The sequence below is a fragment of the Pseudomonas veronii genome (assembly GCF_001439695.1).
GTDB lineage: Bacteria > Pseudomonadota > Gammaproteobacteria > Pseudomonadales > Pseudomonadaceae > Aquipseudomonas > Aquipseudomonas veronii.
Genome location: NZ_JYLL01000004.1, coordinates 368661 through 382981 on the forward strand (window position 1 = coordinate 368661; position 14321 = coordinate 382981).

Annotated in this window: 11 protein-coding genes; 7 read left to right on the forward strand and 4 right to left on the reverse strand. The window is 61.5% G+C overall.

Annotated elements, in window-relative coordinates:
- Window positions 1-598 precede the first annotated feature (598 nt).
- Entirely contained in the window at window positions 599-835 is a 237-nt protein-coding gene (locus TU80_RS07780) for a DUF2790 domain-containing protein (RefSeq protein WP_169850573.1), read from the forward strand.
- 259 nt (window positions 836-1094) lie between these two features.
- On the opposite strand, the gene TU80_RS07785 is transcribed toward TU80_RS07780, so the two are convergent.
- On the reverse strand, window positions 1095-1358 hold the full coding sequence (locus TU80_RS07785) for a hypothetical protein (RefSeq protein WP_126589485.1): 264 nt from the start codon (window positions 1356-1358) through the stop codon (window positions 1095-1097).
- Window positions 1359-2013: 655 nt separating this feature from the next.
- Here TU80_RS07785 and TU80_RS07795 point away from each other — a divergent pair.
- Window positions 2014-2256: a Pathogenicity locus gene (locus TU80_RS07795; RefSeq protein WP_046383567.1), complete on the forward strand. Its 243-nt coding sequence runs from the start codon at window positions 2014-2016 to the stop codon at window positions 2254-2256.
- A gap of 50 nt (window positions 2257-2306) precedes the next feature.
- On the opposite strand, the gene TU80_RS07800 is transcribed toward TU80_RS07795, so the two are convergent.
- From TU80_RS07800 to TU80_RS07810, 3 genes are all read right to left on the reverse strand, one after another.
- Window positions 2307-2765: a hypothetical protein gene (locus TU80_RS07800; protein WP_057004187.1), complete on the reverse strand. Its 459-nt coding sequence runs from the start codon at window positions 2763-2765 to the stop codon at window positions 2307-2309.
- A gap of 113 nt (window positions 2766-2878) precedes the next feature.
- On the reverse strand, window positions 2879-4945 hold the full coding sequence (gene treS, locus TU80_RS07805) for a maltose alpha-D-glucosyltransferase (protein WP_057004188.1): 2067 nt from the start codon (window positions 4943-4945) through the stop codon (window positions 2879-2881).
- An 86-nt stretch (window positions 4946-5031) separates the two neighbouring features.
- A complete protein-coding gene (locus TU80_RS07810) occupies window positions 5032-5799 on the reverse strand; it encodes an AraC family transcriptional regulator (protein ID WP_057004189.1) in 768 nt (255 codons plus the stop codon).
- Window positions 5800-5995: 196 nt separating this feature from the next.
- On the opposite strand from TU80_RS07810, the gene TU80_RS07815 reads away from it, so the two are divergent.
- The 5 genes from TU80_RS07815 to TU80_RS07835 all read left to right on the forward strand — a co-directional run bounded on the left by TU80_RS07815 (window position 5996) and on the right by TU80_RS07835 (window position 14315).
- A complete protein-coding gene (locus TU80_RS07815; protein ID WP_017846347.1) occupies window positions 5996-6922 on the forward strand; it encodes a 4-hydroxyproline epimerase in 927 nt (308 codons plus the stop codon).
- Window positions 6923-6963: 41 nt separating this feature from the next.
- Entirely contained in the window at window positions 6964-7911 is a 948-nt protein-coding gene (locus TU80_RS07820; protein WP_046383571.1) for a dihydrodipicolinate synthase family protein, read from the forward strand.
- Complete coding sequence (locus tag TU80_RS07825; RefSeq protein WP_057004190.1) at window positions 7901-9163, forward strand: NAD(P)/FAD-dependent oxidoreductase; 1263 nt, start codon at window positions 7901-7903, stop codon at window positions 9161-9163. The genes TU80_RS07820 and TU80_RS07825 overlap by 11 nt, the downstream gene beginning before the upstream one ends.
- Window positions 9164-9441: 278 nt before the next feature.
- A complete protein-coding gene (locus TU80_RS07830; protein ID WP_234427213.1) occupies window positions 9442-12069 on the forward strand; it encodes a winged helix-turn-helix domain-containing protein in 2628 nt (875 codons plus the stop codon).
- A 161-nt stretch (window positions 12070-12230) separates the two neighbouring features.
- Window positions 12231-14315: a hydantoinase/oxoprolinase family protein gene (locus tag TU80_RS07835; protein WP_057004192.1), complete on the forward strand. Its 2085-nt coding sequence runs from the start codon at window positions 12231-12233 to the stop codon at window positions 14313-14315.
- Window positions 14316-14321 lie beyond the last annotated feature (6 nt).

Genomic DNA, 14321 nt, shown 5'->3' on the forward strand with positions numbered 1-14321 from the left:
TCCATTTGGCCCGTGCGCGGGCCTTTTTTGTGAGCCAACGCATGGCTCAACCAATCCGTGAGCCAGGTGTTTATCGATCAACCCGGCCACCTCTGACGAGTGGGTAAAGCCCTGGCGGTTGGCCTGTCTATTTCGGCCGCTGCACGAGCTAGCAGATCATCCGTGCTGGCGACTGAACGGGTTGGCGGCACATCGCCAAAGCCTGGCCATCCGAGATGAAACTTCTGAGCCTTAATGCTGAGACACTCGGTTTTGAGATTCGTACTACCCCCAACCCCATGCTTTCTCACGGCACTAAACAAGCGCAAGTTCGCGTCATCGACAGGAGCAGAACCGAGTGTATTGGCTGGGGTGGCTACCAGGCGCCGGAGTGAATTATTACTTTTTCAACAACAATGCTTTCCAGTCTTTGGGATTTATCAAAATCGCCATAGGCATAAACTAGACCCAGCTTCCAAACAAAGCGACGAAGCGCGAATCCATAGGGTCCAAGCAAACCACCCACCCGCGCCTCGTAGAGCCTTCGGCCATAGCCAATCCGACTGAAGACGTAAATCGTTTGCATCGTTGGGACACTGAAAAAATGAAACTGTTTAAAATGTTGATTGCTGCTTCTTTTGTAATGCTGGGTAGCCAGATGGCGTTTGCCGATGAGCCTGCCGTTGAGCAATACAGCTACAGCTCGCACCTCGACATCGCCAAAGTGGTTCACATGGACTCCATCCCTGACAATGTCTGTGCCGTAGTCCCTGTCCAGATGACCTACCTGGACCACCAAGGTCACGAACATGTCATGCAATACAGTGTCATGGCTAACGGTTGCTCCAACAGCTAACAGAGTCCCGACAAAGCCTGCCTGATGGCAGGCTTGTTAAAACGCCCCACTGGGGCAAGCTGGGGGAAGTTCCCAGCACTATTTCCCGCCCTCTGCATCGGTGATGCAGACTAACCCCGCCCAGTGCGGGGTTTTTTATGCGCCGACAAAACCAAGCCAAGCCCAAGGAGCGCCAACTGCTGAAGCGGCGCTGCTCGATGAAAAGGCCTGGAACACGTCCAGGCCTTTTTCGAGTCGAACAACACTCGATTGCGTTCTATCAGCCAGATTGATCGGGTGTCACGTCATCCCGAGGTTGAGCCTGCTCTAAGTTACGGTCTCCGGTATCCTCCAACGCCATCCGCCTATTCGATACGACGGTATCCAAGTTGTTGACATGGATCGCCTTGTTCCACCTGACTGAACTTACATCGTATTTAGCGGCAAGTGCTTTGACCTGCACCAAACAAACTAACGGCGAAGTCTCTTCACGGCTGCCGCCTTCGGCAATAATTGCAAATTTCCACGCATCAAGATCCATCATCTGTTGGGCTCTGACGCGTCGGACCTTCTTGTGGTCGCTCTTTATATAATGTATCTCGTAATCTGCCTGCATAAGTACCTGGCATTGTCTTTGATTATCACTCTTGCGTTGAATGTGCCGCGACGGAGCCCCTCAGCTTTTGAAGTGACAATCAAGCCAGTGGTCCAGCTCAGAGGCGGAATGGCGTTCGCGCGCGGGCACGTGGGCCAGGCTTTCCGCGACTCGGAGTCTATTTTCCGGGCTCGTGTCATAGCCTCTGGTTATTAAGAAGATCTCGATATACTCGGATGGACTAATGACTTTATTGTCGCCCACGAGAACCGCTTTTACATTGGCTTTTTCGTGAAACTGGTTTTTATACGTATATTCCAATTGGCTCACCTTTTTAAGAGGGAATTTATTTCCCTACTTAAAATATGATCCTGTTTTTGCGAATTGACTCCAAAGTCAGCTATTTTATTTTTTAATGATGAGTGATTTAACAGTCAAAAATGTAACGTTCTTTATATGGCTCTTCAGCGCACAAAAACAGGAGGCCCGCGTGGCGCTGTCGTCGATAGCCGGGGAGTTCGATATACCCAATCAACAACGACCTATTGAGGCACTCTCCAGTATCCGGCACACTCCCGTGACTCTTGGAAAAAGGAATTCACCGATGCCATTCTCATTGGAAGAAAGAACAGCGTTGCTCGCACTCAAGGGGGTAGGCCCCACGGTGATTACCCGGCTTGAACAGATGGGCATTGAATCGCTGGACACACTCAGCCAATCCAACGTGGGGGACATCCTCGCCCAAGCCTCTGCGGCATTGGGCTCGACGTGCTGGAAGAACAGCCCACAAGCGCGCGCTGCCATCACTGCGGCCGTGGCGCTTGCGAGACGCAACCCGCAGCGGTAAACGCGTTCAATCGCCTCCCGCAGGGGTTGCTTGCTGACTACCTGCGCGGTCTAGCGTGGCTTCATCGCAGACAGCACGATTGATTCAACGAGACGCCGAGCAGCGACGAACTTGTGTTCGCTTGGCGTATTCCACTCGTTGTAGAGCACCGGGCCTTTGTCACTCACCCAGACATCGCCATCTTTCAGAATGCGGAACGCCCAGATTTCTGGCCACGCCTCTCTCCCCTGCTCGTCCAGCGTGTGCTTGCGAAGCACCACGCGACCAAAGGTGCCGCTGCCCTCATTGGCATAGAGCAGATTCGCTCTGATCAGGCCGAAATGGCCTTCAAGCTGGAAGTAACCTTCTGGCGGAACGGTAAAGCTCACGCCAAAACGGCTGTGCGTAGATGTGAAGAGTTCAGAAAGACGCGTTCGCAGGCCTTCAGTGTACTTGGCGACTTGCTCGATATCCTGGACGACAGGTCCGATACCGTTCAGCGACTCTTCAGCATATGCATCAAACAACATGGTCGGGTTTCCTTTATGGCTGGATGAGCGTCGTGTCGGGTTGCCCTCAACCCGTGTGCCAACCTGCACCCAACCAGTTTGGCGGCTCGGTGCCGGTCATCACTTGATCTGCGCTAAAGCATCGGCGAACTGCTGACCACCCGCAACGCCAACCCTTCATACGCGTCCAGGGTAATGGTGAACGCCCCTTCGGCCGTCAGATCGCCCTCGACCCGTTCATTGATGATGTCCACCACCGGCCCCGGCGCGATATTGGGCAGGTGCAGGGTTTCGGTGATCGGCGTGCTGCCGAAGTTCAACGCGGTGATTTGTGTGCCTTTACCGGCCGGCAGTTCGTGGACCATGACCAACAAGCCAGGATGTTCGACGTCCGGCACCAGGATCTGGCGACTGGCCGCGATGTCATAGGCACGGCGCACAGCGAGGATTTTCTGCAACTGGGAGGCGAACGAGTCCGGGTCCTGCAATTGGCGGTTGAGGCTGCCGTACAGGGTTTTCGAACGCGGCATCTGCCCCGCCGAAAGCTCGGCCTGCGGGTTCAGGTCCACCAGGTCATAGGCGCCGCGGTGTATCCAGCGGGTATCGCCATCGGCCATCAGGTGCGCGACGTCATCCGCCGCCAACGGTAATGCCCCGACCAGGTCCCAGCCGGACAAGGCGAACACGCCGGGCTGCATGGCGTTGTACATCACCAGGAGCAAATGGATCTGGCGAATCTGCTCGATATCGGCCGGCGTGATCGCCGCAAGGTCACGAATGCCGAGGGCCGCCGTGATGATGCTGGCGGTGGTGCAGGACACGCCATTGGTGACGAACTTGAGGTTGTACGGCGCATGTTCGCCGGCCAGGCGCTCGTACATCTGCTCGCGGATATGCTCGCGCAGGATGTTGCCGGGAAATGTCTGACCCTGGTAGAGGAAACTGTCATGGGCATGCAGGGTCCAGAAATGCACGAGTTCCAGGGTCAGTTCGTCATGGTTTTGCAAGGCATGGATCAGCGAGCCGGGGTCGATGCCGAGGTTGTGCATCTGGCGCAGCATCAGGCGCAGGAACTCGGTGTCGCCCATCAGCAACGCATGCTGATAGGCCGGACGCGTGATGAAGTCGTAGGAGAGATCAGCACCGCCGTGGGACATCGACGCGATGTCGTCCAGCGTCAGGTTCAGTTCCTGGAAGCTGAAACCGCCGGCCTTGCGAATCGCGCCGCCAAGCAATTGATTACCGGTGATCGACAGCGGATGGCTTTCCGACCAGGCCGTGCCGTCGAGCTTGCGCTCCACACCGAGGAAACCGTTGGCGTCCAGGCGCAGGATCTTGGCGCCCATCACATCGATCGCGTGCAGCGCATCGCCAATGATCATCTGCTGCGCGGCGAAGGATGGATCGAGCCAGTTAAGCGACGGTTGGCCCTCCTTGAAGTAATGCAGGTAGACCCAGCGCCGCGGCTTGCCATCGACGCCGATGACCACCGGGGTGGTGCTCCAGTCGGTTTCCTTCACGCCAGGCTCGAAGAAAATCACCCGCTGCAACTGGCCGACGATGTAGTGTTTATCGCGCAGCGCGTCCACCTGCAGCGGGCTGAGGTTCTGGGCATCGCGCCCGTCGGCGACCTCCGGCAGCAACGGCCAGTCTTCCTCGCGGATTTCCACCATGTGGTAGAGCCCCGGGTAGTCCTCGTAGGCCATCTCGGCCAGGCGGAAATCCGCGCCCTTGCCGGTGTGCGAGGGGATCACATCGTCGATGATCACCGCATTGTGAGCCGCCGCCATGCGTGTCAGCGCCTGCAACTGCGCCTCGGTGCCCAACTGCGGGTCGATGTCGAAGCTGATGCGATCGAAATTGCCATCGATGGTCGGCGTGTGTTCCGTCCCGGCCAAGCCGCCGGACTTTTTCAGCGGACCATTGTGAATACCCTGGATACCGATCTTCGACAAGGCATGCCACAGCGCCTCATCGCCCAGCGCTTCGAGCACCGTGCCGTTTTCACGGGTGACAATCGACGCCGGGTACGCGGTGAACCACACCGACGACAAGGCCGAAGCGTCACGCGGCCGGGTATGTGCATACGGCTGTTGCCACAGGCGCCCTTGCCCCGAATAGAGCTTGGCGCGCTGGCGCGCCGCGTGCAGCATCGACTGTTGCACCAGCCAGTTCACATGATCGTTGTCAGCCGCCGTCATAAGCCCATTACCTGTCGTCGTGAAACGGTTACTCGTAAGCATAGGAGCGGCGAGCGGGGCTATTCGTTGCATCGCAATGCCGGCGGTTAGCCCAACTGGCGGTACTGCCTCGGCGTAAACCCCGTCGACGCCTTGAACTGGCGGCTGAACGCACTGTGGTCGGTGTAACCGCACTGCAGCGCGACGTCGGTGATCGGCAGGTCGCTGTGCAGCAAGCGATGGGCGTGCTCCAGGCGCACTTTCTGGATCATCTGCCGCGGCGTCAGGTGGAACACGCGCTTGCAGTAGCGCTCCAGCTGCGCCACCGAGATCCCGGCGATACGCGTCAGTTCGCCCAAGGTCACGCGCCGATTGAAGTGCGTGCGAATGTGCGCGTCCACGGCGGCCAGGCGTTGGTAGGCGGGGTGGGTTTCGCTGGCCGATTGCAGGTCGACGGAAATGCCGGCCAGGCCGATGATCTGCCCGACGTGGTTGTACAGCGGCCACTTGTGGGTCAGGCACCAGCCCGGTTCGCGGCTGCCGTAGAGATGCAACTCGAGCTGATCCTCCAATACAAACCCCTGCTCCAGCACGCGCCGGTCCTGCTCGGTATAACCCGGCCCCAATTGCGCGGGGAACACCTCGGCGCTGGTTTTGCCGAGCAACGGTTGCAGTTGCTTGAGCCCGCAACGCTGCACCAGGGTGCGGTTGGCGAGCACATAGCGGGCGTCGAGATCCTTGATGAAAATCGCGGCATTGGGGATCACGTCGAGCATCGGCAGCAGTTGCATGACGCCGGCCAATAACTGCTCGATGCTCTGCGGGCGATTCGCCTCGCGCCCTTGGCACAGGGCTGCAAACGCACTCTGCAACATCACTCCGCCCCCCTCTTTGCGCTTCGACGTCCAGCAGATTGCCCCATGCACGGGATGCTGTCGAGCGTAGAAAACTGTGCTGAATTCGTCATCCAACCCGGCGCAAAACATCAATCGTCGCAGCGCTGACGCGTTCACGATATGGCCACTGCATGCCTATCCCATCGGCCAGGCTCACCCCTGAATGGAGCGTGTCATGAAACGACTGCACGTCATCGACTCTCACACCGGCGGCGAACCCACGCGCCTGGTGATGGACGGATTCCCCGCACTGGCCGGCAACAGCATCGCCGCGCAACTCGACAACCTGCGCACCCACCACGACGCATGGCGCCGCGCCTGCCTGCTGGAACCGCGGGGCAACGATGTGCTGGTGGGCGCCTTGTATTGCGCGCCGGTCACACCGGGCGCCACCTGCGGCGTGATCTTCTTCAACAACGCCGGCTACCTCGGCATGTGCGGCCACGGCACAATCGGCCTGGTTGCCTCGCTGCACTATCTGGGGCGCATCGAGCCAGGCGTACACACCGTCGACACGCCCGTCGGGCCGGTGGCGGCCACACTCCATGCAGACGGCGCCGTGACCCTGCGCAACGTGCCCGCCTACCGTTTTCGCCAACGGGTAGCGGTGGAAGTGCCGGGGCATGGCGTGGTCCATGGCGATATCGCCTGGGGCGGCAACTGGTTCTTCCTGGTGTCGGAGCACGGCCAGGCGCTGCAGATGGATAACGTCGACGCCCTGACCGACTACACCTGGGCGATGCTCAAGGCCCTCGAACGCCAAGGCATCTATGGCGAAGACGGCGCACTGATCGATCATATCGAGTTGTTCGCCGATGATGCCCATGCCGATAGCCGCAACTTTGTCATGTGCCCGGGCAAAGCCTACGACCGCTCGCCCTGCGGCACCGGCACCAGCGCCAAGCTCGCCTGCCTGGCCGCCGATGACAAACTCGCGCCGGGTGAAACCTGGGTACAAGCCAGCATCACCGGCAGCCAGTTCGAAGGCCGCTATGAATGGGACGGCGAACGCGTGCGCCCGTACATCACCGGTCGCGCCTACATGACCGCCGACAGCACCCTGCTGATCGATGCGCAGGACCCTTTCGCCTGGGGCATCTGAGCCCTGCATGGTTTGACTGAATATTCCAAGGAGTTAGCCCCATGAGCGACACCATCTTCACCGGCTGCATTCCCGCACTGATGACCCCGTGTACCGCCGCGCGCAAGCCGGACTTCGACGCCCTCGTCGCCAAGGGCCGCGAATTGATCGATATCGGCATGAGCGCCGTGGTCTATTGCGGCTCCATGGGCGATTGGCCGTTGCTCACCGAAGCCCAGCGCCAGGAGGGCGTGGCGCGCCTGGCCGCCGCCGGCGTGCCGACCATCGTCGGCACCGGCGCGGTCAACAGCCGTGAAGCGGTGTCCCACGCGGCGCATGCAGCCAAGGTCGGCGCCCAGGGGTTGATGGTGATTCCCCGCGTGCTGTCCCGTGGCGCTTCGGCCACCGCGCAAAAGGCCCACTTCGGCGCGATCCTCGACGCTGCGCCCCACCTGCCGGCGGTGATCTACAACAGCCCCTACTACGGCTTCGCCACCCGCGCCGAGCTGTTTTTCGAGCTGCGCCGCGAGCACCCGAACCTGATCGGCTTCAAAGAGTTCGGCGGCGCCGCCGACCTGCGCTACGCCGCCGAACACATCACCTCCCAGGACGATAACGTGAGTTTGATGGTCGGCGTCGATACCCAGGTGGTACACGGCTTCGTCAACTGCAACGCGACCGGCGCAATCACCGGCGTCGGCAACGCCCTACCTCGGGAAGTGCTGCAACTGGTGGCGCTGAGCAAGCAAGCCGCAAAGGGCGATGCCAAGGCACGTCGCCAGGCCCTTGAGCTGGAGGCCGCGCTGGCGGTGCTGTCATCGTTCGACGAAGGCTGCGATCTGGTGCTGTATTACAAGCACCTGATGGTGCTCAACGGTGACCATGGCTACGCCCTGCACTTCAACGAAAGCGACCAACTCAGCGCGGCCCAGCGTCGTTATGCCGAAAGCCAGTACGCGCTGTTCCGCCAGTGGTACGCGAACTGGTCGGCGGAACAGAATGTCGCTTGAATCCACAAGCGCCGACATCGCCGTGGTCGGCGCGGGCATCATCGGCGTCGCCTGCGCCTTGCAGTTGGCACGTCAAGGGCGCCAGGTCGTCGTCATCGACGCGCAGCCCCCCGGCATGGGCGCCTCCTATGGCAACGCCGGCCATCTGGCGAGCGAACAAGTGTTCCCTATCGCCGACCTGTCGATCCTCAAGCGCTTGCCCACGATGCTGATGGACCCCATGGGCCCGCTGCGCCTGGACTGGAAATACCTGCCCCGCGCCCTGCCCTGGTTTGCGCGTTTGCTGCTCAACCTGCGCCCGGCCAGCTACCGGCGCACGGTCGCCGGCATTCGCGCACTGAACGAAGGCAGCCTGGGCGCATGGCAGCGCCTGCTGCAAGGCATCGACCGGCCGGAGCTGCTGCGCGAAGACGGCTCGTTGCTGGTGTTCGAGCGTGCGGATTCGCGAGGGGCCATCGACGCGCTGCAGCAACGGATGGCGCAGCAAGGCGTGCCGGTGGCGTTCTGGTCGGCTGACACCATTCGCAAGGCCGCGCCGCAGTTGAGCGAGCACATCCAGGGCGGGCTGTTCTTTGCGGGCACCGGGCACTTTCTCGACCCCTATCAAGTGGTGTGCGAACTGGTGAACGCCGCCACAGCCAACGGCGTGCAATTTCTCACCCGCCAGGTGCTGAGCGGGCAAGTCGACGCCCGTGGCGTCACGCTGACCACCGATCAAGGCCCATTGGCCGCACGCCAGGTGCTGATCGCCTGCGGAGCCCACTCGGCGAAACTCACCGCCGCCTTGACCGGCAAGCACGTCCCCCTCGACACCGAACGCGGCTACCACCTGATGCTGCCCCACGAACATGAACGCCTGCCCTTCGCCGTCACCTCCCTGGAGCGCAAGTTCATCATGACGCCCATGCGCGGCGGCCTGCGCCTGGCCGGCACCGTGGAATTCGCCGGCCTGGAGCGCCCGGCGAATATGCAACGCGCCTGGCAGCTGCATCGCCTGAGCAAAGGGCTGTTCCGGCAAGACCTCAATGCGCAGGACGCCACGCCGTGGATGGGCTTCCGGCCCTGCCTGCCGGACTCGCTGCCGATCATCGATCGGGTCGCCGACGGCAAGGTGTTGCTTGCGTTCGGGCATCAGCATCTGGGGTTGACGCAGGCGGCGGTGACTGCGGAGCTCATCGCGCAACTGGCTTCGACGCGGCCGCGGCTGTCGGGTTTGCCGGAGTTGGAGGGGTATCGGTTGGCGCGGTTCTGAGCGGCGTCGCGCCAAGCGTGCTTCACTCAAAATCCAGAAAGGTCCCACAGCTCTTGTAGGACCGTGTGGCACATAAGCGGCGCGGGCCCCACCAACGCAGACGTGGCAAGGATTTCGCGCAGACGCTCCCATCTGCTTGCACAGGTTTTTCACAACAGAACCCACTGCGGGCCTGGCTTCATACACCGAATAAACATCACGTAACTATTCGCCGCCCCCAAGGCCAAAACGTAATTGATACAACCCCAAGCGGCCCTCTTCTCCATGAGCCCGCAGCCATGAATACAGACGTTTCTCCCGCTGTCGCCAGTGACTGGTGCTGGATTGGCAAACTGGCGCCGCCGTTGACATTGCTCACGTCCTTGCCACGCCAGGCACTATTGGCCGCCTTGCATGCCCGGACAAGGGGGCCGCTGGTGCTGCTGGTCGCACCGGCCGGATACGGAAAAACCACGTTGTTGATGCAACGGCGGCAAGCCTTGCTATCGAACACCCCCTCGGCAACCGTCGCGTGGTTGTCATTGGACGAGGCCGACGGCGACCCGAATCGTTTCCTCTCCTATCTGATCTTGACGCTGGATCGCGCGGGGCTTGATCTCGGCCATCTGACGCGCCTGGCGCACGCCCAGGCGCTGGATGTGCAGCCGCATCGCACGATCACCGCCCTTCTCCACGCGTTCGCCCGGGAAAACCGCCGGGTTACGTTGTTTCTTGACGACTATCACACCGCGGCAAACGCTGCGCTTGACGCCCTTGTACAGGCTTTGCTGGAACAGGCCGCTCCGTGGCTCGAGTGGGTGGTGTCCGCCCGCGTCCGCCCTGGCTGGCCACTGGCCCAATGGAAGGCCAACGGTTGGGTCCACGAAGTGTTTGCCCAAGCGCTGAGGTTCACCCAGGTCGAAACCAGCGAAATCCTCGGCCCTACTGTTGCGCCGAGCGCACAACAGCATTTGCACGAAAAAACCGAAGGTTGGCCGGTTGCCGTACAACTGGCCCGGCTGTGGTGCGCCAATGGCGACGCATCGTTGTACGGCCTGAACGCCTTTTCAGGCTGCAGCGCCGATATGGCCGACTACCTGACCGGGCAAGTGGTGCAACGCCTGCCCCAGGACAGCCAGGACTTTTTACGCGACATGGCCCTGCTCGAGCGCTTCAACCCTGAGTTGGCAGATGCGGTACGCGGCCGTAGCGACAGTGCGCAGCAGCTGATGCAACTGGTCCATCTGGATGCGCTGTTGGTACCTCTGGATGCCGACCGCCAGTGGTTCCGCCAGCACCGCTTGCTCCAGGATTTTCTCAACCAGCGCATCGACGCCAGCGTCGCGCGCGATATCCACTACGCAGCGGCCCAGTGGCTGGCTGAGGAGAGCGATTGGGTGCAGGCGATCACCTACGCGCTGCGCGCCAGCGATACCCGGCTGGCGGTGCAACTGGTGGTGCGAGCCGGCAGTTGGGAGGTCGTGCTGCACAAAGGCATCCGCTACGCGCAAAGCCTGTTGGGCTTATTCGACGAGAAAACCCGCAGGGAAGAACCGGACTTGCTCCTGCTCCAGGCCTATCTGCACGCCAAGCTCGGTGATCATGCCCTCGCCACACAACTGCTGTACCTCGCCCATGGCAGGGTCGAGGATGACCCTCGCCTGGCGCGGGATTTTCACGTCATCCACACGCTGGCGAATGCCTATACGGATCGCTTCGAACCGCACCATTGCGCAGGCGCCGCAGGCGACGATGTACTTGCACAGGGTACGCTGGAGTGCGTCCACGCCTTGCAGGCGCTGACCCAGGGACGACTGCCTTTGGCCCTGCAAGTCATCCGCTCGGCGCACATCAAGATGCGCTTGGCCGCCAGCCCGCGGGGCGAGAACTATTGCCGTATCCACGAGGCGCAGGTCCTGGCCTTGGGGGGTGACCTTTCGGCATCAGCGCAGATGGTCGATAACGCACTGGCCATTGCCGATAGCCAGTTCGGCAGCGAAAGCTCGGTCAGGGCACTGGTGGGTTGCCTCAAGGCGCAGCACTTGTATTGGCAGGGTGCCTGGGCCGAGGCGATCCCCTGGTTTCGCGATGGCTGGGCGTCACTCAAACATACCGACGGCTGGCTCGATATCGCGGCCGCCACCGCCGAGGTGACGTGGCGCAGCGCCCTGCGAAACCTGGGCCTGCAACCGGCACTGCTGGAGCTTGAGCACACCGCCCAACTGGCCAGCGCGCGTAACTGGCAGCGCCTGGAACGCTTGGTCCGCACCTGGCGAGTCGACTTATTGGTGCAAGGCGGGTCATTGACCCAGGCGCGCCAGGAAGCGCTGGCCGCCAACCTCGACCACACCGCGAACAACGCCGAGGACTGGCGTAACCTGGAAGCGGCTACGTTGGCATTGGCCCGGTTTCAGTTCGCCACAGGCGCGTCCGGCGCGGCGCTCAATCGCCTGCAACAAGGCGTCGGGGTGCTGCAACCACAAGGCTTGCGACTGCCCACATGGCGCCTGCAGGTGCTGACCCTGGCCGCTCACGGCAAAGGTCATGCGGTAGCGCTGGACGCGACCCTGGCGTCGATACCCGCAACGGCCCTGCCCGGCCTGCTGCTCGAGGCCGGACCGTGTGTGCTCGCCGCCCTGGAGGCCTGCACCGACAGCCGTTCCAGGCCCCCCGCGGTGCTCACCCGCCTGCGCGGATGGCGCGCCCACCCCGTTCGCCCGCGCACGCCCTTCAGCGCCAAAGAGACGCAGATCCTCGCCCTGCTCGCCGAAGGCCAATCGAACAAAGCCATTGCCCAGGCCATGGACATTTCTGAAAACACCGTGAAATTCCACCTCAAGCATGTATTCGCAAAGCTCGGCGTGGACAACCGCACCGCCGCCATGGCCGCCGCGTTGCGCCTGGGGATGCTGATACCTTTTCATTGACCCACCCACCTACCCGTGCGGGTAGTCGATCTGCCTAGATCGTTGCCACCTACCCGCCCCGTGTGTAGTCGTCGCCATGTGCCGCGCCCTAGCATCCCGTCAACCCCAGTGAGAACCCTTCTCCTGGCGCCCATAACAATAAACACAGCAGGAGATGCCCTGTGGGTACGGACGGCAAAACAGTGCGCGTGGCCACCGACGTCGGCGGAACCTTTACCGACTTGGTGTATTTCAACAGCGATCCGGTCACCGGCGAACAGACCATTCGTACCGCCAAGGTCGACACCACCCCGCCGAACTTTGCCCAAGGCGTACTCAACGTCATCGGCAAGGCCGACGTAGACCTGAGCAGCGTGGATTTTCTGGCCCACGGCACCACGGTAGTGATCAATGCCCTGACCGAACGTCGCGGCGTCAAGACGGCGCTGATTACCACCCAAGGTTTTCGCGATGTGCTGGAGATTGCACGCGCCAACCGGCCGGACTACTTCAATCTCAAATGGGTCAAGCCAGCCCCCTTCGTGCCCCGCTATCTGCGCCGCGAAGTCTCAGGCCGCTTGCACACCAATGGCCAGGAACGTGAACCGCTCGACCTCTCGCAACTGCCCCGGATCCTCGATGCCTTTCGTGCCGACAATGTGCAGGCCATTGCTATCTGCCTGCTGCATGCCTACGCCAACCCGGCCCATGAACAGGCGGTTCTGCACGAAGTACGTAGGCTCTGGCCACAGGTATCGGTGGTGGCTTCCCATCAGATCACCCGTGAGTGGCGCGAATACGAACGCTCCAGTACCACCGTGCTCTCAGCCTATGTTCAACCCATCGCTGCACGTTATCTGGATGACCTGGTCGATGGCCTGCGTGACAGCGGCTACACAGCGCCCTTGTACATCATGCAATCCAACTGCGGCGTCGACAGCGTAGAGCACGCCCGACAGACCCCGATCACCATGGTCGAGTCAGGCCCGGCCAGCGGTTTTTGGGCTGCGGCGCAACTGGGACAACTGATCGACGAACCCAACCTATTGGGCCTCGACATCGGCGGCACCACGGCCAAATGTGCATTGATCCGTAACGGCCAAGTATCGATCAAGACCGATTACTGGATCGAGCGCAACAGGATCAACGCCGGCTATCCGATCATGGTGCCCGTGGTCGACTTGGTGGAGATCGGCAACGGCGGCGGTTCTATCGCCTGGGTCGACGACTTCGACAAACTGCACGTGGGGCCTCAGTCCGCCGGCGCAGTACCGGGCCCCGCCGCCTATGGCAACGGCGGTACGCACATCACCACGACCGACGCCAACCTGATGCTCGGGCGTATCAACCCGGACTACTTTTGCGGCGGCCGCGTGGAGGCCGACCTGCCCGCGGTTAAACGCGGCTTGAACGAGCTGGGTCAACGCCTGAACTTGCCAGCCGACGAGATCGCCCGTGGCATCGTGCGCTTGGCCAACGACAATATGGTCAACGCGTTGAAACTGGTGTCGTTGAGCCGCGGCCATGACCCACGGGAACTGACGCTGATGGCCTTCGGTGGCGGCGGCGCGATGCACGCGGTCGCACTGGCGCAGGAGCTGGGCGTGCAGAAGGTCATCATCCCCCGGAGCGCCTCGGTGTTCTCGGCCTGGGGCATGACGCTGTCGGATTTGCGCCGCGATCTGTTTATCAACCGCTTTGTCGATACCGCCCAGGCCGACAAGCTTGAGCAGGCACAGCAATTTCTCGACGAATTGAGCTGTGCGGCCCGCGAGCAATTCGTCGCCGAAGCGATCCCCCCACAACAGGTCGAGCTCCAGGTGTATTGCAAGCTGCGCTACCAGAACCAGGAGCATTCAGTCGAAGTGCTGCTCAACCCGCACGAATGTCTCGACGCGGACTGGGCACTGATCGAGCAGCGTTTTCATGGTCTCTACGAACAGCACTACACCTATCGCCTGCAAGCCCCTTTGGAAATTATCGGTTTTCATCTGGTCGCCACGGCCCAGATCGGCAAGTTGACGCCCCAAGCGCTGCCGATCACCGGCCGCCGCGTCAGCGACGCCTGCAAAGGCCAACGCCGTGTGGATTACGCCCAGGAGGGCTGCCACAACGCGAACCTCTACGACTACGACTTGCTCGAACCGCTGATGACATTTTACGGCCCGGCAATCGTCGAGGACGCCGGCACCACGGTGGTGGTTCACCCCGGCAACCGCGTACAGGTCGACCGCCTTGGCAACCTGCACATCATGATCAACGGCTGAAGGAGC

What these genes read in the sequence shown, in the direction of transcription:
- TU80_RS07780 (WP_169850573.1), top strand. Translation starts at nt 599, where the DNA reads ATGTTGATTGCTGCTTCTTTTGTAATGCTGGGTAGCCAGATGGCGTTT.
- TU80_RS07785 (WP_126589485.1), bottom strand. Translation starts at nt 1,358, where the DNA reads ATGATGGATCTTGATGCGTGGAAATTTGCAATTATTGCCGAAGGCGGC.
- TU80_RS07795 (WP_046383567.1), top strand. Translation starts at nt 2,014, where the DNA reads ATGCCATTCTCATTGGAAGAAAGAACAGCGTTGCTCGCACTCAAGGGG.
- TU80_RS07800 (WP_057004187.1), bottom strand. Translation starts at nt 2,765, where the DNA reads ATGTTGTTTGATGCATATGCTGAAGAGTCGCTGAACGGTATCGGACCT.
- treS (WP_057004188.1), bottom strand. Translation starts at nt 4,945, where the DNA reads ATGACGGCGGCTGACAACGATCATGTGAACTGGCTGGTGCAACAGTCG.
- TU80_RS07810 (WP_057004189.1), bottom strand. Translation starts at nt 5,799, where the DNA reads ATGTTGCAGAGTGCGTTTGCAGCCCTGTGCCAAGGGCGCGAGGCGAAT.
- TU80_RS07815 (WP_017846347.1), top strand. Translation starts at nt 5,996, where the DNA reads ATGAAACGACTGCACGTCATCGACTCTCACACCGGCGGCGAACCCACG.
- TU80_RS07820 (WP_046383571.1), top strand. Translation starts at nt 6,964, where the DNA reads ATGAGCGACACCATCTTCACCGGCTGCATTCCCGCACTGATGACCCCG.
- TU80_RS07825 (WP_057004190.1), top strand. Translation starts at nt 7,901, where the DNA reads ATGTCGCTTGAATCCACAAGCGCCGACATCGCCGTGGTCGGCGCGGGC.
- TU80_RS07830 (WP_234427213.1), top strand. Translation starts at nt 9,442, where the DNA reads ATGAATACAGACGTTTCTCCCGCTGTCGCCAGTGACTGGTGCTGGATT.